The following is a 19640-nucleotide window of genomic DNA, read 5'->3' as shown; positions in this document are numbered from 1 at the left end:
CGCGCATGGGATCGGTGCGCCGTGATCACGCTTGCCTGAACGGAGGCGGCAATCTACCCTTGATTGCGTGGCGCCGGTGGGATTTCGCGCCTCGTACATTTGTCTCATGCCTTTCGATCACGACCACGCCGCGGTTTTCGCGGCATCAGGATATTCGACACGTTGAACGAGTGCCTCGTGACGGCCCGAAGGTTGGGCCCGTCCCTGTATCGCTGTCTCCTGATCGACCAGTACTCCGCTTTGCCCGTGCCCGGGACTTTCCCGGAGCGTCGCGAGTTTCCCCGGTTTCCCCTGATTTGCCCGCCGCCAACCGGAGGATGGCATGCCCTTTGCCCTGCCCACGGCCGTCACGGTCTCTGGCGTGCCCGCCGGGGCAGCGCTCTTTGGCGGCAACATCCTTGCTCCGCGCACTGCGATGACTGGCGATGGCTCCTACGCCGAGGCGATCTCGGCGCTCAACGTGACCGGGCTGCGCTACCCGGGTGGGTCGCTGACCGAATACTACTTCGACCTTGCCGATCCCGATGCCGCAACCGCCACCCACAAGATGACCGGGGCCGAGATCTCCTTCATTCCACTGTCGGAGTTCATGACCTACGCGGGCAATGCGGGACACGCGGTGACACTCGTGCTGCCGACCCGGGACCAGCTGTCGGATCGGCGTGACGAGAACGGTGACCGCCTACCGCAGATTGAAGAAGAGGAGCTGCGCGATTTCGTCCACGACCTCGTCTCGGGGGTCTACGGAGACGCCGAGATCGCCGCGCTGGAGATCGGCAACGAGTACTGGGGCTCGGGCGAGATGAACGCGGTCGAGTACGGTCGGCTCGCTGCGGAGATGGCGGAGATCGTCGCTGACGAACTGGCGCTGGTGGCCGAGGTGCAGGGCGTCGATACCAGCGAGATCCGGGTGCTCGCGCAGATGGGCCAGAACTACGGGTTCTCGAAGATCTCCGACGACTACGCGGGCTGGAGTTCCGAGGACATCATTGCCGATCTGGCCGCCACCTACCCGGATGCGGAGCTGAGTACCGCGAACATCCGGGGCAATGGCGAGGTGAACTGGTCCGAGGTTTCCAACGCGCTGGTCCGCATGGGCTTCGAGACCGAGGCGCAGCAGGAGTCTCTCGACGGGATCATCGCCCATGTCTATGCCCGCGGCACCGAGAGCAGCCGCTCCTACGACCTCGACACGATCCACAATACGTGGCTCGAGCAGGAAGGATTTTCCGAGCTCGAGGTCCACGTCACCGAGTGGAACATGAAATCCTCGGAGAACCTCGATCGGGAAGCGGACTACGGCCTGCTGCAGGCACAGGAGATGCTGGAGATCGTCGAGGAGTTTCTCGAGGCCGGGGTCGATCAGGCGCATGTCTGGCCGCTGATCCAGAACACCGCCAACGCGCTCTCCACCGGCTTCACCTATGAAGCCAGCACGGTGCCCGGCGAGATGTTCGCGATGATGGCGCAAGCGCTGCCGGGCAAGACCATGCTCGACTTCACCCCCGGCACCGACAGTGGCACCGAGGCGGAGAGCGGCGAGACCGATGTGCATGGGTTCGCAGGGCAGGGCGGGCTCGTGCTCTACGTGACCTCGCAGAGTGCCGCGGCCAGTGTCACCGACCTCGATCTCTCGGGCCTGCTGACGGGATTCGGCGGCATGGAGATCACCCGTCTTGGCGTGGCCGAGGGTCAGGCGGCGGGGGATACCGGGTCCACGCCGGTCCTTGAGACGCTGGACGCGGGCGAGATCTACGCAGACGGGATGCTGGAGGTTGACCTCGGACCGCACGAGGTCTTGCAGGTGGTGATCCGCGATGTCGAGCCGAGCGAGAGCTTCGCCCCGGTTCTGGCGTCCATTGACGGCTCCGGTGAAACAGGGGGGCCGGTCGCGGAAGAGGGTGTCGGGCTGGAGGCACTTTTGCCGGTGGTCGAGGCCGCGGAGGCGGAGCCCTCGGGCGACGAGGATGACGGCGACGAGGGAGGAGGCGCTGAGGGGGGCTGGGCCGAGATCGGCATGATCCTCGCGCTGCTGCCGCTCGCCGGGCTTGTCGGGTTCTGACTGCACTCAGCGCTGCCAAGGGACCCTGCTGCGGCAGTCATGCGCGCCGCGTGTCGATCCATGCGCAAACGGCACTGGACCTTGCCGCCCGCGGCGGACAAGACTGCTTGCGCGGCCAGCTGGGCCGTGAAGACCGGACTGAAATCATGGCAGAATTCCCGCGCAGCAATCTCTGGCAGGCCAGCGCCGCCGAAAGCTTCGTCGCGCCGCCGCTGGCGCAGGACCTCGACGTCGACCTGGCGATCATCGGTGGCGGTTTCACCGGCTGCGCGGCGGCACTGGCGGCGGCACGGCGCGGCGCAAGCGTGGTTCTGCTCGAGGCGCAGGAGATCGGCCACGGCGGTTCGGGACGCAACGTCGGGCTGGTCAATGCCGGACTCTGGCTGCCGCCCGACGAGATAATCGCGCAGATGGGCGAGGAGGCCGGGCGCCGGCTGATCGCCGTGCTCGGCGAAGCGCCATCGCAGGTCTTCGGGCTGATCGAGCGCGAGGGCATCGCCTGCGAGGCGACGCGCAATGGCACGTTGCATCTTGCGCATGCGCCCTCCGGGGCAGCGGACCTTGCGTCGCGCCACCGGCAGGGCAACCGCGTCGGCGCGCCGGTGCAGCTGCTGGACGCGACCGAGACCGCGCGGCGCACGGGCTCTGAGGCCTTTCATGGGGCGCTGCTTGATCCGCGCGCGGGCACGGTGCAGCCGCTGGCCTACTGCCGGGGGCTGGCGCGCGCCGCCGCCGGAGCAGGCGCGCGATTGCACGCGCGCTCGCAGGTCACCGGTCTGTCGCGGTCGGGCGAGGGATGGGAGATCCGCGCCTGCGGGCAGCGCGTGCGGGCAGGGGCCGTTCTCATGGCGACCAATGCCTATCATGGGGGCTTCTCCGACCCGTTCCGCCCGTCCTACGTGGCGGTGCACTACAGCCAGTTCGCCACAAGGCCGCTGACCGAGGCGCAGCGTGCCCGCATTCTGCATGGCGGCGAGGGCTGCTGGGACACCGCGCTGGTCATGTCCTCTTTCCGCACCGATCAGGCCGGGCGGCTTATCCTCGGCGCTATGGGCGATGCCGAGGGGCTCGGTGGGCGGGTGCACGCGGACTGGGCGCGGCGCAAACTGGCGAGGGTCTACCCCGAGCTGGCCGACGTGCCGTTCGAACACGCCTGGCAGGGCCGCATCGCGATGACCTCGGATCACGTGCCTAAGGCCGTGCGTTTCGGCCCCTCGGCGCTGGCGGTCTTTGGCTATTCCGGGCGTGGCATCGCGCCGGGCACGGTTTTCGGCACGGCGGCGGCGGAGGCGCTTCTGGAAGGGCGCGAGCAGGCGCTCCCAGTCGCGCCGATCGACAGCTATTCCGAGCGCTTTACCGGGGTGCGCAGCGGTTACTACGAATTCGGCGCAACGCTCACCCATGCGCTGAAGCCCGGAGTGCTGGGCTAGGCTCTTTTCGGCGGCTTGAGGGAAGGGGAGGGCCGGGCTTTGTATCGCCCGGCCCTCTTTCTTCAGTCGATATCGAAGACCACACCCTGCGCCAGCGGCAGCTCCGAAGAGTAGTTGATCGTGTTTGTCGCCCGCCGCATGTAGGCGCGCCAGGCGTCCGAGCCGCTCTCGCGCCCGCCGCCGGTCTCCTTCTCGCCGCCGAAGGCCCCGCCGATCTCGGCCCCGGAGGTGCCGATGTTGACGTTTGCGATGCCGCAATCGGAGCCGCGCGCCGAAAGGAAGGTCTCCATCTCGCGCAGATCGGTGGTGAAGATAGACGAGCTCAGTCCGCCGCCGACGTCATTGTGCAGTTCCAGTACCGGGTCGAAGTCGCTGTATTTCATCACGTAGAGGATCGGCGCGAAGGTCTCGCGCAGCACCGGGCCGGTCTGTTCGGGCATTTCGACCAGCGCGGGCTTGACGTAATAGGCCGCCTCGCCTTCGACCGCTTCGCGCTGACCGCCGTGCACGGAGCCACCCAGTTCCGCGGCTTCTTTCAATGCCGTCTGCATGCCATCGAAGGCGGCCTTGTCGATCAACGGTCCGACCAGCGCGCTGCTCTCCAGCGGATTGCCCACGGTGACGCTGGCGTAGGCCTTCTTGAGAGCGGGCACGAGCTGGTCGTAAATGCTCTCATGCACGAAGAGTCGGCGCATGGTGGTGCAGCGCTGGCCCGCCGTACCCATGGCACCGAAGGCGATGGCGCGCAGCGCCATGTCCATGTCGGCCGAGGGGCAGACGATGCCCGCGTTGTTGCCGCCGAGCTCGAGGATACATTTGCCGAAACGCGCCGCCACCTTGGGTCCGACGATCCGACCCATGCGGGTCGAGCCGGTGGCCGAGATCAGTGCTACCTTCGGGCTGTCCACCAGCGCCTCGCCCAGCTCGGGTCCGCCGACCAGAACTTGGCTCAGCCCGTCCGGTGCGTCGCCGAAACGGGCGATGGCGCGCTCGAAGACGGCCTGGCAGGCCAATGCGGTCAGCGGGGTCTTTTCCGAGGGCTTCCAGATCACCGGATCGCCGCAGACCAGCGCCAGCGCCGCGTTCCAGCACCACGGGGCGCAAGGGAAGTTGAAGGCGGTGATGATGCCCACCACGCCGAGCGGATGCCAGGTTTCCATCATCCGATGGCCGGGGCGCTCGGTGGCGATGGTGAGGCCATAGAGCTGCCGCGACAGGCCGACGGCGAAGTCGCAGATGTCGATCATCTCCTGCACCTCGCCGAGTCCTTCGGAGGGCGACTTGCCCGCCTCGATCGAGACCATGCGGCCAAGCTCGTCCTTGGATTTGCGCAACTCCTCGGCATAGAGGCGTACAAGCTCACCGCGGCGCGGCGCAGGCACGAGGCGCCAGTCGCGGAAGGCCTTTGCTGCGGTATCGATGGCCCGCGCGGCATCCGCCGTGCTGTGCGTCGCGAGCGCGGCCACGACCTCGCCGGTGACTGGCGAGACGACCTGCATCCCGCCTTCGACGTCCAGCGCTGCGGTGACGCCGCAGCATTCGAGGGTTTCGGCGGTCAGGGCGGACAGGGGTTTGCTCAGCATCGGGGCCTCCGTGTATCTTGCGTTTGCATCAGGTTACCAAGCGCGCGACCGGCGCGCATAACGTCAAGTCTGGCTGCCCCCATGCAGGTTTGGCATGGTTCCCGGCGCGCCTGCGGCCTATCGTGGCCGGCGCAACAACCCGAGGACCCACGTGCCCCTGCAAAGACGCCTGCTTCCCGACATGAAGGTGCTGCAGACCTTCGAACTGGCCGCCCGGCACGGCAATTTCACCCGTGCGGGCGAGGAGTTGGCGCTGACCCAGAGCGCGGTGAGCCGACACGTTCGCGAGCTGGAGGAGCAGATCGGCAAACCGCTGTTCGAGCGGCTGCGGGGCAGGGTGGTGCTGACCCGGGCCGGGGCCGATTTGTTGCCCGAGGTGCAGCGCCTATTGCGCATGGCCGAGAGTACCATGCGCCATGCCACCGCCGGGGCGCAGGGCCAAAGCCTGCTGGCGCTGAACGCCCCACCAACCTTTGCCACGCGCTGGCTGATGCCGCGTCTGCCCGATTTCCTTGCGCAGCATCCCGAGCTGCGTGTCGATGTCGGCACGACCACGGGGGTCTTCGACCTCGACACGCGGCAATGCGACCTGGCGCTGCATTTCGGCCAGCCGCTCTGGCCGGGCGGCAGCTGCACCTACCTGTGCAGCGAGGTCGTCGTACCGGTGGCAGGGGGAGATCTGCGCGCGGCATCCATAACCCGCGCCGGAGACCTTCTGGCGCTGCCCCGGCTGCATGTGACCAGCCGCGCGACCATGTGGGGAGACTGGTTCGCCAGCCAGGAACTGGAGCTGGCCGACCCGCAGGGGGGCCACTGGTTCGATGAGTTCGCGCTGAGCATCGAGGCCGTGAAGGCCGGGCTCGGCGTGGCGCTCCTGCCGCGCTACCTGATCGAGGCCGAACTGGCGCGGGGGGAGCTCTGCGTCATGCTGGACGCGCCGCAAAGCACCGAGCTCGCCTGGTACATTGTCACGCCGGAGGGCCGGGGGGACAAGGCCGCGGCTTTCTCCGACTGGTTGCTGGGGCAGGTCTCGTTTCGGCCTCTCGTGAAGTAGGGCGTCAAAGTTAATCGTGTCGGGGCAAGGGGTTCACCCGGCCGGCCCCGCCTGCGCAGAGCCATGCGCAGAGTGCAAGGCGGGTCTTCCCTATCGGCAGTGGTGCTGCAGCGCAGCAAATGGCATCAATGGTCCATCGGCGCCACGCAGTGCCGAGGAATTTTCTAGAGGCTCTCCTCCTCCTCCCTGAGCCTCAGAAATCGGCGACGGCCCTTCTCCTCCTCCCTAGGGTCGTCGCCACCCATTCCCCTCTCATCGCTCGCGTATGTTTTGGCTTCATGGGCGATTGCGTTCGCCGACCGGGCCGCCGTCTGTTGTCTGGCTCTTTGCGGTTGAGGGGCTGCGAGCGGCGCGCGTCAGCGGCTCCTGCCTCCCCGGCTACAGCCAGCCCAGAGCACGGGCGGACTGAATGGCTTCGCTTCGTTTCTTCACGCCGAGCTTCGCGTAGAGCCGGGACAGGTGAAACTTCACCGTCGGCTGCGCGATATTCAAAGCTTGCGAGATGCGCTTGTTGGGATAGCCTCCGGCGATCAGTTGCAAGAGCTGGGCTTCGCGCTCTGTCAGCCCCCCGGAGCGCGCCTTTGCCTTGGGCGTCGAAATTGATTCCGCGTATTTCGAGAGGGTTGCGCGGATGTCTGGTGCGGTGTCGAGGTGCTGGCGAATGCGCGTCTCTCGCAGGAGCGGAGCAAGGAAGATTCGCTGCTCGGAGAGCACGCCGAAACAGCCCAGCCGGGAGGCCGAGAGCAGCGCGGCCTGCAGCTGGCTGCGGGCGGCGGCGGTGTCGCGGCGCTTGTGGGCGAGATGGGCGCGCCAGATCTTCAGTGAGACGGTTTCCCGTAAGGTCGCTTTTGGACTGCTCTCGAGCGCGGCGAGTTGACGGTCGATATCCGGTCCGGGCGCGGGGCTCTCGACGAGGCAGCGCAGGCGCGCCATGGCCAGTGTGATGGTGTTGCGGTCGTTGAGCTGCGCCAGCCAATCGGGGGTCATCGCCTCCGGCGGGACACTCTGCGCGGCGCGCAGGCTCTGCAGCGTTGCGGTCGCTTCGCCGATGCGGCCCTCGTTCTGATAGGCAGTGGCGGTGCGGATCTGTACGGCCTGCAGCAGGTCCATCCGCTCGGCAAGGTGGAGCCAGAGGCCGTCGAGGAAGCCGGGCCGGATGCTGGCCGGGTAATGGTCCATCACCGCCTGTGACGCATATTGGATCGCGAAATGGAACAGGCTCGGCCAGATCTCGGCACGCGCGAAGGCGTCGAACTCCTGCTCGACAAAGGCGACGAGTTTCTGCGGCTGGCCGTCCTCGTAGGCCAGCGCGGCTTCGGCAAGGTGCAGCATCCGGAATTCCTGCTCGACGGGATGCGTGACGGATTGCAGCTTTTCGCGGGCGATGCGCGCGGCGGGCCGGGCGAGCCGGACATCTCCGTTCGTCAGGTGCAGAACGATCAGGTGAAGATGGATAAAGAACTCGAGCAGCGGGTGCCCCCCGATCTTGCGGAAGTAGATCAGTGCGCGTGCGGCGGCGGCCTCGGCCTCGCGGAAGTTCCTGCGCCGAATCTCGAATTCCAGCAGCGCGTTGTAGAAGGCGGCCCATTTCTGATCGTCGCCTACCGGGTAGTCGGCCATGAACTCGCCAAGCCGCTGCAGCATCGCGTCGGAGGGCGTCATGTCCTCGCTGATCATCATGTTGAGGCGAAAGCGGCGCGCCGCGAAGGAGAACCGCGTCCCGCGTGACAGAACCTTGAGCGGATCGAGATAGTCCGAGCCCAGGTGCTTCGCCACAAGCTGGCGGACGCGCTGGAACTCGCCCTGCTTCATCAGCGTGCGGGTGATCGCGAAGAGCACTGTCTCGTTCGTCGCCACGACCTCCGGCGAGAACCGCAGCACGATCCGGCTGAACTCGTCGAGGTTGGAATCGTAGATCAGCTCCAGCCCGCGCGAATGCGCGAGGATCTGCGCCGCATGGGCCTCGTGCCCATGGTCGAGCAGCAGCGCCATGGCGGCGAGCGGGCGGTGTGCGGCTTCCAGCGCAGTGGCGACCTCGGTCACCGCGCTGGAATTGGAGAAGGCTTCGAGCCGCGCCGCCACCGCCGTGCGCAATGCGCCGATCAGGGCGGATTGCGTGTCGGGTGCGCTCAGGAGGAAGGGCGGCAGCGCATCGCACCAGTCGTCGTCGGGGTCCGGGGTAGGGGCCTCGAGCCAGATCGACAAACGGATCGTGGGTGCGGGAGAGAGCTGGCTGAGAAAGGTCTCGCCGACATAGTCGGCGATGAGTGCGGGGTCCGGAGCGGCCGTCAGCGGCAGAAACGCCGGCCAGCCGGCGTAGTCGTCGAGCAAGCGGCGCATCGCGGGGGCGGGAAGGCGGGTGCCGATCTCGTCGGCGCTGAAACTCAGCGCGCGCGCGTCGAGCGTCTGCGTGCCCCCGTGCAGCAGCCGCCGGGCAAGGCCGGTGATCTTCTGGCTGGGGCGGTGGGCGATCACCAGATGCTCGACGGTTTCCGCCACCTGCGCCGAGAGGCGGGCGGTGCGGGCCGAGCCCGGAACATCCCAGAACAGCCAGCCGTTCTGCACGTCGCTTTCGCGCGGGGTATGCAAAGCGCAAACCGATGTGCCGAGCCGGTCCGCCGCGTCGCGCATCAGGGTCGATTTCCCGGCGCCGGCGGGGGCGCGCAGGAAAACCGTGCCGGTCTGGTCGCTCAGGATGCGATCAACCAGCGGTTTGCGCAATATTCTTTCGGGTGGCGGGGCATCGGGGGACATTCCAAAACCTATACCATTTTTATGAAAACCCATACCATCCCCAAATTGTCGAGTCCCCGGCGCTGCAGAATAGTCCGCCGAAAGAGACCAACCGGGAGGTTTCCGGCTGATGCAGCAAAACCCGTTCTTAGCGATCCTGACTCGACTCGGCACCTTCGTGCTGGTGATGGTCGTGCTCTCGATCATGATTTTCGTGCTGGCCCGCGTGGTGCCTGGCGACCCTGCCCGCATGGCGCTGGGGCCCACCGCCACTCCTGAGCAGGTCAGCGCGCTGCGTACCGAGATGGGGCTCGATGACTCCCTGCCGGTGCAATACGTTTCCTACATGGGGCGTGCCCTGCAGGGCGATCTTGGCATGTCGCTGCTGTCGCAGCGCCCGGTGACGGCGGACCTTGGCCAGACGGTGCCGGCGACGGTCGAGCTGGTGCTGGTGGCGGTGATCATCATGTTCGCCGTGGCCATCCCGCTCGGCGTCATGACCGCCCACTTCCGCGATCGCTGGGTCGATCACGTCGGGCGGCTGTTCTCGCTCGTCGGGGTGACCATCCCGAGCTTCCTCTTCGCCATCTCGCTGCAGCTGCTGGCCGCGCGCTACTTCGGCGACTGGCCGATCATCGGGCGCATGGATCACGGCCTCGGCTTTGCCGGCGGGCCGACCGGGCTGATGCTGGTGGACTCGCTGCTTGCCGGCCGGATCGACGTCTTCGTCTCGGCGCTGCAGCATCTTGCGCTGCCTGCCGTCGCCCTGTCGATGGCCGGGATCGGTCAGATCACCCGCATCACCCGCTCGGCTATGCTGGAGAACCGCCGCAAGGATCACGTGCTCACGCTGCAGAGCTTCGGCGTGCCGGAGCGGGTGATCATCTTCCGCTACCTGCTGAAGCTCTCGTCGATCGCGCCGCTGACCATCATGGGGCTCGAGTTCGCCTCGCTGATTGGCAACGCCTTCGTCATCGAGATGGTCTTCTCCTGGGGCGGTTTCGCCTCCTACGGGCTCAACGCGATCCTGCAGAAGGACCTGAACGCGGTCACCGCCGTGGTGCTTGTGTCGGGCCTGTTCTTCATCGTCGCCAACCTGATCGTCGATGTGCTGATCGCCATCATCGATCCCCGCATGCGCCGAAAGGAGGCCCGCTGATGGCCGAGGTTAAGATGGCTCTGGACGGAGCGAACAAGGACCTGAGCGCAAGCTACATGATGTGGTACCGCTTCAGCCGCAATCCCGCGGCGGTGATCGGCACCCTGATCGTGCTCTCGGCGGTGATCTTCGCGATCCTCGCACCCTACATCACCCCGAAGCCGGAGGACGTGGGGGCCGTGGTGAACTTTCGCGCGCGCCACCTGCCGCCGGATGCGACGCACTGGTTCGGCACCGACAAGGTCGGGCGCGACATCTTCTCTCGCGCTGTCTTCGGCCTGCGCATCTCGCTGCTGCTGGTCATCGGCGTGCTCGGGATCTCGGTACCGATTGGCACCGTGCTCGGCCTCGCCGCGGGCTACTTCGGCGGCTGGACCGAGCGGATCATCACCGGGCTGACCAACGTCATGCTGGCGATGCCGCCGCTGGTGATGGCGCTGGCCGTGTCGAACCTGCTGGAGCCGACACTGATGAACGCGATGATCGCGATCACCCTGCTGTGGTGGACCTGGCACGCACGGCTGATCTACGCGGTGTCGAAATCGGTGGCGTCCGAGGACTTCATCGAGGCGGCACGCATCGCCGGGGCTGGCCCGATGCACATCCTCTTCCGCGAGATTCTGCCCAACTGCGTCTCGGTGATCTCGGTCAAGACGACGTTGGACGCGGCCTTCGTGATCCTCTTCGGCGCAACGCTGAGTTTCCTCGGCTTCGGCGTGAAACCCCCGACCCCGGATCTCGGCTCGATGGTGGCGGACGGGCGGCAGTTCATGCCCGATTTCTGGTGGGAGGTGCTGTGCCCGGGGGCGGTCATTCTCTACGTCACGCTCGGCTTCAACCTTCTGGGCGACGGTCTGCGCGACATGTTCGATATGGAGGGCTGAGATGAGCGACGCACTACTGAAAGTCGAGGGACTCGACGTCCTGTTCACCTCCTACGGCCAGACCCGGCAGGTGCTCCGCGACATCTCCTTCACCGTCGGTGCGGGCGAGCGCGTGGCGCTGATCGGCGAGACCGGCTCGGGCAAATCCGTCACCGCCAAGGCGATCCTCGGCACGCTGCCACGCAATGCCACGGTCAGCGCCGGCCGCATCGAGGTCGAGGGGCGCAACGTGCTGGAACTGCCGCGCGGCGAGCGCGATGCCCTGAAGGGCTCGGCCTTCTCGCTGATCATGCAGGACCCGCTGTCGTCCTTTAACCCGGTGTTCAAGATCGGCACCCACCTCGATGACGTGCTGCGCTTCGCCGACAGCCGCGAGGGGGTGAAATCGAGCCGCGCCGACCGGCGCGCGCGCATCGCCGCCGTGCTGCGCCGCGTGCAGCTCGCTGACCCGGACCGGGTGATGAATGCCTACCCGTCGGAGCTGTCGGGCGGCATGCGCCAGCGTGTGCTGATCGGTCTGGCGCTGCTGCACCAACCGAAGCTGCTGATCGCCGACGAGCCGGGCACCGCGCTCGACGTGACCACGCAGGACGAGATCCTCAACCTGATCAATACGCTCGTGGCCGAAGAAGGCATGGCGCTGCTGATGATCACCCACAACCTCGGGGTGGTGCGCAAGGTCGCGGACCGCGTGGTGGTGATGCGGCACGGCGATATCGTCGAAGCCGGCCCTTGCGAGAAGATCCTCGCGGCCCCCGAGCATGAGTACACCATCGGCCTGCTGGACGCGGTGCCGCCGCTTTACGGGCCGCGGGTGCAGACCCAGCAGATCAGCGCGCAGGCACCCATTGTCAGCGCAACTGGGCTCGGCAAGGAATTCGGCCGGCACGGCAAGCGCTTCACCGCGGTGAAGGACGTGTCGATCACCCTGCGCGAGGGCGAGATCTTCGGTCTTGCCGGGGAGTCGGGCTCGGGCAAGACCACCGTGGCGCGGATGATGATGGGGCTGTCGCGCCCCACCTTCGGCAGCGTTTCTGTGGATGGCACGCCGAACCCCGGCCGCCCGCTGGCGCAGATCGTCTACCAGAACCCCGGTACCTCGCTGAACCCCAAGCGGACGGTGAAGCAGAGCCTCGGCCTGCCGCTGAAATACGCCGGGCTGACCGGCGCGGCGCGCGACGCACGCATGGCCGAGCTGATGGAGCTGGTGCGCCTGCCGGTGTCCTACCTGGCGAAGTATCCGCATGAGCTGTCGGGCGGGCAGAAACAGCGCGTCGCCATCGCGCGCGCGCTGGCCGCCGATCCGAAGGTGCTGATCCTCGACGAGCCGACTGCGGCGCTCGACGTGTCGGTGCAGAAGACGGTGATCGAGCTGCTGCTGCAACTGCGCGAGGAGCTGGGGCTGACCTACTTCATGATCTCGCACGACCTGTCGCTGATGCGCAATTTCTGCTCGCGCCTCGCGATCATGCTGCGCGGCGAGATCGTCGAGGAAGGCGCCACGCCCGAGATCTTCGCCGACCCGAAACACCCCTATACCCGCGCGCTGATCGCGGCGATCCCGGTCGTTACCGACGATGAGGAACGCCACAAGCCCGCGGTCAGCCCGGAAGAGCGCGCAGCCTTCCTGGTCAAAACCACTGATTGATGAAGGAGCCTTTGGTGTATCGCGTAGGAATTGACGTAGGCGGCACGAATACCGATGCCGTCGTGCTGAAGGGCAATGAGGTGCTCGCCGGGATCAAGGCTTCGACCACCGAGGACGTGACCTCGGGCGTGTTCGAGGCGCTGGAACAGGTGATCGCCGCCTCGGGGATCGACCGTGCCCGCATCGGCGCGGTGATGATCGGCACCACCCATTTCACCAATGCGGTGATCGAGCGCCGGCACCTCGATCCGGTGGCTGCCATCCGCCTCGGTCTGCCTTCGGGCGCGGGTCTGCCGCCAATGGTCGACTGGCCCGAGGACATCCGCGAAATGGTCGGCGACCACGGCTACCAGGTGAAGGGCGGCTACGAGTTCGACGGCCGCGTCCTGTCGCCGCTGGACGAGGGTGAGATCCGCAGGATCGCGGGCGAAATTCGTGAGAAGGGCATCCGGGCGGCCTCGGTCACCGGCGTCTTCTCCGGTGTGAACGACGCGATGGAGCTGCGCACCCGCGAGATCCTGCTGGAAGAATGCTCTGGCCTCAGCGTCGTGCTGTCGCGCGATATTGGACGGCACGGCCTGCTGGCGCGTGAGAGCGCGGCGATCATGAACGCCTCGCTTCTGCGACTTGCGGACAAGACGGTGCAGGCTTTCGGCCACGCGCTGGAACAGGCGGGCGTGAAGGCGCCCTTCTTCATCACCCAGAACGACGGCACGCTGATGGCAGCCGACACCGTCCGCGCCTTCCCGGTGCTGACCTTTGCCTCGGGTCCCACCAACTCGATGCGCGGTGCGGCCTTCCTCACCGGCCTCAAGGAGGCGATCGTGGTCGACGTGGGCGGCACCACCTCGGACGTCGGCGCGCTGTCGCATGGCTTCCCGCGGCAGGCCTCCACCTCGGTGGACATCGGCGGGGTCCGGACGAACTTCCGCATGCCCGACGTCTTCTCGATCGGCCTCGGTGGCGGCTCGCTGGTGAAGGGCACCCCGGAGAACGTGGTGATCGGCCCGCAGTCCGTCGGATACCGTGTGCGCCAAGAGGCGTTGGTCTTCGGCGGTCAGACCCTGACCGCGACCGACATCGCCGTGGCCACCGGCAAGGCCGAGATCGGCGATGCGGCGCTGCTGGCGAGCGTCGATGCCGAGCTGGTCACCGCGGCAGCAAAGCAAATGACCGAGATGTTCGAGACCTGTGTCGAGCGGGCACGTATCTCTGCCGAGCCGGTGCCGGTGATCGCGGTCGGCGGCGGCTCGGTGCTGATGCCCGACCAGATCGGCGATCTGCAGGTGATCCGCCCCGAGAACTTCGCCGTGGCCAACGCGGTGGGCGCGGCGATCGCGCAGATCTCGGGCGAGACCGACCGGATCTTCAGCCTGACCGATGGCGTCACCCGCGACAGCGCGCTGGCCGAGGCCGAGGCGGAAGCCCGCGCCCAGGCCATCGCCGCCGGGGCCGTCGCCGAGACCATCGAGGTGATCGAGCGCGAGGACATGCCCCTCGCCTACCTGCCCGGCAATGCCACCCGCATCCACGTGAAGGTCGTGGGTGAGATGGGTGCCCTCGCAGAAATGGAAGTCGAAAATGCCTGATACCCGTGAGCTGACCTACGATCCCGCCGACCTGTGGGAGCTGACACTCGAAGATCTCGAGGCGCTGGAAGTCGGCGCCGGGATTCTCGGCACCGGTGGCGGCGGTAACCCCTACCAGGGCAAGCTGCTGACCCGCGAGGCGATGAAGGCGGGTCACAAGATGACCATCCTCGCCACGGACAAGATCGCCGATGACGCGCTGTGCATGTCGATCGGCGGCATCGGCGCACCGGTGGTGGGCACCGAACGGATCCGCGAAGGCCGCGAGGGGCTGCGCTGCCTGCAGGGCATGGAAGAGCTGACCGGTCGCAAGATGGACGCCATCGTCTGCGAGGAAATCGGCGGCGCCAATTCGATGAACCCGCTGGTTGCCGCGGCGCTCGGCGGCCTGCCGGTGCTGGATTGCGACGGCATGGGCCGGGCCTTCCCCGAGATGCAGATGACCACCTTCTCGATCTACGGCCACAGCTCGACCCCCTCGGTAATGTGCGACCTGCACGGCAACCGCGTGGTGTTCCAGCACGCGGTGACCGAGGTGTTCCACGAGCGCATGGCGCGGGCCTGCGTGGTGGCGCAGGGCGGGGCGGCGATGCTCGCCACGGCCCCGATGCCGGCGAGCTTCGTGCGCCAGAACGCAATTCCCCAGAGCTACACGAAGGCGATCCGCCTCGGACGGGCTGTGCTGGATGCGCGCCGCAACGGCGACGATCCGGTCGCGACGGTCTGTGCCCTGGAAGGTGGGCGGCACGTGTTCACCGGCAAGATCACCGACCTGAAGCGCCACCTGCGCGGCGGCTTCGCCGTTGGCGATCTGGAACTCGGCGGCTTCGACGGCTTCCAGGGCCAGACCGCCAGCATCGCGATCCAGAACGAGTTCCTGATCTTCCGCCGCGAAGGCGAGGTCGAGGTGACCGTGCCGGACCTGATCATCGTGCTGGATGTGGACACTGGCTACCCGATCACCACCGAGATGCTGCGCTACGGCCAGCGCATCGCGGTGCTCGCCGTGCCCTGCCACGACCTGCTGCGCTCCGCGCGCGCGCTCGACGTCGTCGGCCCCGCCGCCTTCGGCTATCCCGAGATCCCCTTCGCGCCGCTTGCCCCGCTGGGGCAAGCCGCCTGAGCCCAAGAAGAAAACCCAACAGGAGTACAACAGTGTCTATTCTGGCAAATAAACGCGGGCTGTCGGCCCTCGCGCTTGCAGCAGTGCTCGGCCTCGGTGCCGCACCCGCCGCAATGGCGCAGGAAAAGGTGTCGACCGTGGTCAACACCATGCAGATCTTCAGCTCGCTCGATCCGGCGAAGGTCACCGACTACACCGGCTACATGGCGGTGGTGAACATGTACGACGGTCTGACCACCGTCGCACCTTCGGGCGAGATCGTGCCGCACCTGGCGAAATCCTGGGACATTTCCGAGGACGGGCTGACCTACACCTTCCACCTGCGTGATGACGTGACCTTCCAGGACGGCTCGGCGCTGAGCGCCTCCGACGCGGTCTGGTCGATCCAGCGCCTGCTGAAGATCAACAAGGGTCCGTCGAACCTGCTCGTCGACCTGATCGACCCGGCCAACGTCACCGCGCCCGACGCGACGACGGTCGAGATCAAGCTGAATCGCCCGTTCTCTCCCTTCCTTGCCTCCACCCCGATCCTGCTGGTGCTGAACCAGAAGCTGGTCGAGGCGAACGCGACGGCGGATGACGCGCTCGGCGAAGCCTACGTCGGCGACAACTCGGTCGGTTCGGGCCCGTACTCGCTGGTCAGCTACAACCGTTCGGCGGACATGGTGATCGAGCGCAACCCCGACTACTTCCTCGGCTGGGACAAGGGCACGCCGATCGACGAAGTGCGCTTCGTGCAGACCTCGGACGACGCCACCGTGCGCGCGCTTGCGGAGAAGGGCGAGCTGGGCCTCTCCTCGCACGGTCTCGGCAATGACACCTTTGAATCCATCGGCAACATGCCCGGCTACAAGCTGCTGCAGACCCGTACGGCCGGCGGTTTCCAGATCAAGCTGAACACCAAGGTCTACCCGACCGACGACGTGCACGTGCGTCGCGCCATCGCCTATGCGACCGACTACGAGACGATCCAGGAGATCATCTACCCGGGCGTTCCGATGCACGGCCCGCTCTCGGACACCTTCGAGACCGCGTTCAACACCGAGATCCCGACCGGCGTCTACGACCTGGAGAAGGCCAAGGAAGAGCTGGCACTGTCCAAATACGCGGGCGAGGACATCACGCTGGTCAACAGCTACGTCGCCTCGCTGGCCTTCGAGCAGGAAGTGGCGCTGCTGATGCAGGCCAACCTCGCACAGATCGGCATCACGCTCGACATCCGTCCCGAGCCGTGGAACCGCATCGTCGAGCTGGCGTCGAATCCCGACACCACCCCGGCCTCGACGCAGGTCAACGTGAGCCCGAGCTACCCCTCGCCGGACGCAATGTTCTTCAACCAGTACCACTCCAAGGCGTCGGGCACCTGGTGGTCGATGGAATGGCTGCAGGACCCGGAGATCGACGCGCTGATCGACCAGTCGCGCGCCCAGACCGATCCGGCCGAGATCAACGCGACTTACAAGGAGCTGCAGCAATCGATCTATGACCTGCAGCCCGCCGTCTGGGCCGTGGCGCCGATGCGCCGCTATGCGGCCAACGCCTGCCTGCAAGGCTACGAGTTCCGACCCATGCAGAGCTGGGACCTGAACTTCTGGCACTTCACCTGGGAATGCCCGTCGAACTGATCGGTCGCGATCCCCATTGAAACAGGCCGGTCCCGCAGCGAGCGGGGCCGGCACAAGTAAGGCCCAAGGTGGACAGATGCTCCAGGAATTTCCGGAAGAGAATATTGAATCCCTCGCCACCGGCGCGTGGATTCTGGGTACGGGCGGCGGCGGCAACCCTTATCTTTCAACGCTGAACCTCCGCCGCCTTTACGCCGAGGGCGCGCGGGTCCAGGTCCTGCAGCCAAGTGAGCTGGCGGACGACGACATGGTCGCGGTGGTCTCCGGCATGGGCGCACCGCTGGTCGGCCAGGAACGGCTGAAGGACCCTCGGCACATGGCCCGCGCCGTCGAGCTGATGGAAGATTACCTCGGCCGTCCGTTCCGCGCGATCATGGCGCTGGAGATCGGCGGGGCCAACGCGCTCTCGCCCTTCCTCGCCGCGGCGCTGCTGGGGCGGCCGGTGGTCAACGCCGACTGCATGGGCCGCGCCTACCCCGAAGCGCAGATGACCTCCTTCGCGATCGGCGGGCTGTCGATGTTCCCGCTGTCGCTGGTGGACGTGCGCGACAATGAGGTGATCGTCACGCGCGCAGAAAGCTGGAAATGGATGGAGAAGGTCTCCCGCGCGGTCTGCACCGCCGTGGGCTCGACCGCGGCGACCTGCAAGGCGCCCCGTACGGGCCGTGAGGTCAAGGACTGGGGCATCCACGACACGATCACCCAGGCGACCGATCTCGGCCGCGTGGTGCTCGAGGCCCGTGCCCGTCATGACGACCCGGTGGCTGCCGTGCTGGACCACGCCAAGGGCAAGCAGATCTTCCGCGGCAAGATCGTCGACGTGGATCGCACCACCACGGGCGGCTTCCTGCGCGGCAAGACCGTGATCGAGGGCATCGACGCGGATCGCGGCGCGACGCTCGAACTGGCCTTCCAGAACGAATGGGCCGTGGCCTTCCGCAATGGTGAGCCAGTGGCGATGACGCCGGACCTGCTGTGCCTTCTCGACAGCGTGTCGGGAAGCGCAATCGGCACCGAATCCGTGCGCTACGGACAGCGCGTGAGCGTGGTGGCGCTTCCGGCGCCGGAGATCCTCACGACGCCCGCGGGCGTGGCGGCGGTCGGCCCGCGTGCCTTCGGCTATGACATTGACTTCAAATCGGTATTCAAATGAAGCGGATTGGCATTGACGTTGGCGGCACCAATACGGATGCCGTGCTGATCGACGGCGACAAGATCACCGCCTCGATCAAGGTTCCCACCACGCAGGACGTGATGTCGGGCGTGAAATCCGCGCTCGCGCATGTCGCTGCGCATATCGGCGACACCCCGCGTCCGCTCGACGCGGTGATGATCGGCACGACCCATTTCACCAATGCCGTGGTCGAACGCGCCCGGCTCGAACGCGTGGCGGCGATCCGCATTGCATTGCCGACCGGCGCGTCGCTGCCGCCGATGTGCGACTGGCCAGAGGACCTCTATCGCGCGGTCGATCCGATGATCTTCATGGTGCATGGCGGGCACGAATACGATGGCAGCCCGCTGGTACCGCTGCGCGAGGACGAGATCCGCGAGGCAGCGATGAAGATCCGCGACGCCGGGGTGACCTCGGTGGCGATCTCGGCGACCTTCTCGCCGCTGACCACGGAATGCGAGGACCGCGCGGCGGAGATCGTGCGCTCGATCATCCCCGAGGCACGGATCACCCTGTCGAACAGCCTCGGCCGGATCGGTCTGCTGGAACGCGAGAACGTCGCGCTGCTGAACGCTTCGCTGCAATCGCTCGGCAAGACCACGGTGCAGGCCTTCAAGACGGCGCTCGCCGAGATCGGCCTCGATGCGCCGTTCTTCCTGACGCAGAACGACGGCACCGTGGCGCTGGCCGACGTGGCGGCGGCGAACCCGGTGTTCAGCTTTGCCTCGGGCCCGACCAACTCGATGCGCGGAGCGGCCTTCCTGACCGGGCTGAATGACGCGATGGTGGTCGACGTCGGCGGCACGACCTCGGACATCGGCTGTCTTATCGGGGGCTTCCCGCGCGAGGCCAACAACATCGTCCATATCGGCGGCGTGCGAACACTGTTCCGGATGCCCGACCTGCTGCCCATCGCGCTCGGCGGCGGCACGGTGGTCGATCCCGAGACCGGTGCCATCGGGCCACGCTCGGTGGGCTACCGCATCCTGCAAGAAGCCCGGGTCTTCGGCGGCCAAACGCTGACCACCTCTGACATCGCGGTCGCCGCGGGCATGATCGAGATGGGCGATCCGTCGCTGGTCCGCGATCTCGACCCGACCTTCGTGCAGGACACGCTTGCCCGGATGCGCGCCATGGTGGCCGAGAACTTCGACCAGATGAAGACCTCTGCCGAGGACGTGCCGCTGATCGCGGTCGGCGGCGGCGCCTTCCTGATCCCCGACGAGGTGCCGGGCGCCTCCGAGGTGCTGCGGGTCGAGAATGCCGGCGTGGCCAATGCGCTCGGCGCGGCCATGGCGCAGGTCTCGGGCGAGGTCGACCAGGTGTTCTCGGACATGAGCCGCGAGCAGGCGCTGGCGGCGGCGGAGACCGAGGCGCGGGCCGCCGCGGTCGCCGCGGGTGCCGATGCCGAGAGCCTGCAGGTTCTCGAGATCGAGGACATCCCCATCGCCTACCTGCCCGGCGGCGCGCGCCGCGTGCGGGTGCGGGTGATCGGTGATATCTCCTTTGGCTGACGCCTAGGCTGAGGACTGAGCCGCCCCGGCGATGATGCCAGGGCGGCTCTGCATGAAGACAG

The 19640-nt window shown here is 66.9% G+C and carries 13 protein-coding genes; 11 read left to right on the top strand and 2 right to left on the bottom strand.

The genetic code is table 11. The features are described from left to right. The first annotated feature begins 322 nt into the window (after window positions 1-322). The gene (locus tag BM397_RS21460; RefSeq protein WP_092428337.1) at window positions 323-2062 is read left to right on the top strand and encodes a hypothetical protein; all 1740 of its coding nucleotides are present in this window, start codon (window positions 323-325) and stop codon (window positions 2060-2062) included. A gap of 146 nt (window positions 2063-2208) precedes the next feature. Beyond that, entirely contained in the window at window positions 2209-3492 is a 1284-nt protein-coding gene (locus BM397_RS21455) for an NAD(P)/FAD-dependent oxidoreductase (protein WP_092428335.1), read from the top strand. Window positions 3493-3554: 62 nt separating this feature from the next. Here BM397_RS21455 and amaB read toward each other — a convergent pair whose 3' ends face one another. Beyond that, on the bottom strand, window positions 3555-5075 hold the full coding sequence (gene amaB / locus BM397_RS21450; protein WP_092428333.1) for an L-piperidine-6-carboxylate dehydrogenase: 1521 nt from the start codon (window positions 5073-5075) through the stop codon (window positions 3555-3557). Between the two features lie 151 nt (window positions 5076-5226). Between amaB and BM397_RS21445 the strand changes: the two genes are divergently transcribed. After that, window positions 5227-6129 (top strand): LysR family transcriptional regulator, encoded by a 903-nt coding sequence (locus BM397_RS21445; RefSeq protein WP_092428397.1) that lies wholly within the window; start codon window positions 5227-5229, stop codon window positions 6127-6129. Window positions 6130-6507: 378 nt separating this feature from the next. On the opposite strand, the gene BM397_RS21440 is transcribed toward BM397_RS21445, so the two are convergent. Next, complete coding sequence (locus BM397_RS21440; protein ID WP_218124908.1) at window positions 6508-8850, bottom strand: helix-turn-helix transcriptional regulator; 2343 nt, start codon at window positions 8848-8850, stop codon at window positions 6508-6510. A 142-nt stretch (window positions 8851-8992) separates the two neighbouring features. On the opposite strand from BM397_RS21440, the gene BM397_RS21435 reads away from it, so the two are divergent. The 8 genes from BM397_RS21435 (at window position 8993) to BM397_RS21400 (ending at window position 19578) form a co-directional block, all read left to right on the top strand. Further along, a complete protein-coding gene (locus tag BM397_RS21435) occupies window positions 8993-10021 on the top strand; it encodes an ABC transporter permease (RefSeq protein WP_092428329.1) in 1029 nt (342 codons plus the stop codon). After that, a complete protein-coding gene (locus tag BM397_RS21430; protein WP_092428327.1) occupies window positions 10021-10905 on the top strand; it encodes an ABC transporter permease in 885 nt (294 codons plus the stop codon). The genes BM397_RS21435 and BM397_RS21430 overlap by 1 nt, the downstream gene beginning before the upstream one ends. A gap of 1 nt (window position 10906) precedes the next feature. Then, a complete protein-coding gene (locus BM397_RS21425; protein WP_092428325.1) occupies window positions 10907-12553 on the top strand; it encodes an ATP-binding cassette domain-containing protein in 1647 nt (548 codons plus the stop codon). Window positions 12554-12567: 14 nt separating this feature from the next. Beyond that, window positions 12568-14142, top strand: coding sequence for a hydantoinase/oxoprolinase N-terminal domain-containing protein (locus tag BM397_RS21420; RefSeq protein WP_092428395.1), 1575 nt, complete (start codon window positions 12568-12570; stop codon window positions 14140-14142). Continuing rightward, window positions 14135-15265: an S-methyl thiohydantoin desulfurase family protein gene (locus BM397_RS21415; RefSeq protein ID WP_092428323.1), complete on the top strand. Its 1131-nt coding sequence runs from the start codon at window positions 14135-14137 to the stop codon at window positions 15263-15265. Before BM397_RS21420 ends, BM397_RS21415 begins: the two co-directional genes overlap by 8 nt. A 32-nt stretch (window positions 15266-15297) precedes the next feature. Then, window positions 15298-16890 carry an ABC transporter substrate-binding protein gene (locus BM397_RS21410; protein WP_218124907.1) on the top strand — a complete coding sequence of 531 codons (1593 nt, stop codon included), beginning with the start codon at window positions 15298-15300 and terminating at the stop codon, window positions 16888-16890. Between the two features lie 76 nt (window positions 16891-16966). Further along, entirely contained in the window at window positions 16967-18043 is a 1077-nt protein-coding gene (locus BM397_RS21405; RefSeq protein WP_092428319.1) for an S-methyl thiohydantoin desulfurase family protein, read from the top strand. Continuing rightward, window positions 18040-19578 (top strand): hydantoinase/oxoprolinase N-terminal domain-containing protein, encoded by a 1539-nt coding sequence (locus BM397_RS21400; protein ID WP_092428317.1) that lies wholly within the window; start codon window positions 18040-18042, stop codon window positions 19576-19578. The genes BM397_RS21405 and BM397_RS21400 overlap by 4 nt, the downstream gene beginning before the upstream one ends. Window positions 19579-19640 lie beyond the last annotated feature (62 nt).

This window comes from Alloyangia pacifica (genome assembly GCF_900116195.1).
Classification (GTDB): domain Bacteria; phylum Pseudomonadota; class Alphaproteobacteria; order Rhodobacterales; family Rhodobacteraceae; genus Salipiger; species Salipiger pacificus.
Note: the sequence above shows the minus strand (reverse complement) of the source record. Positions and strands in the feature narration are given on the sequence as shown.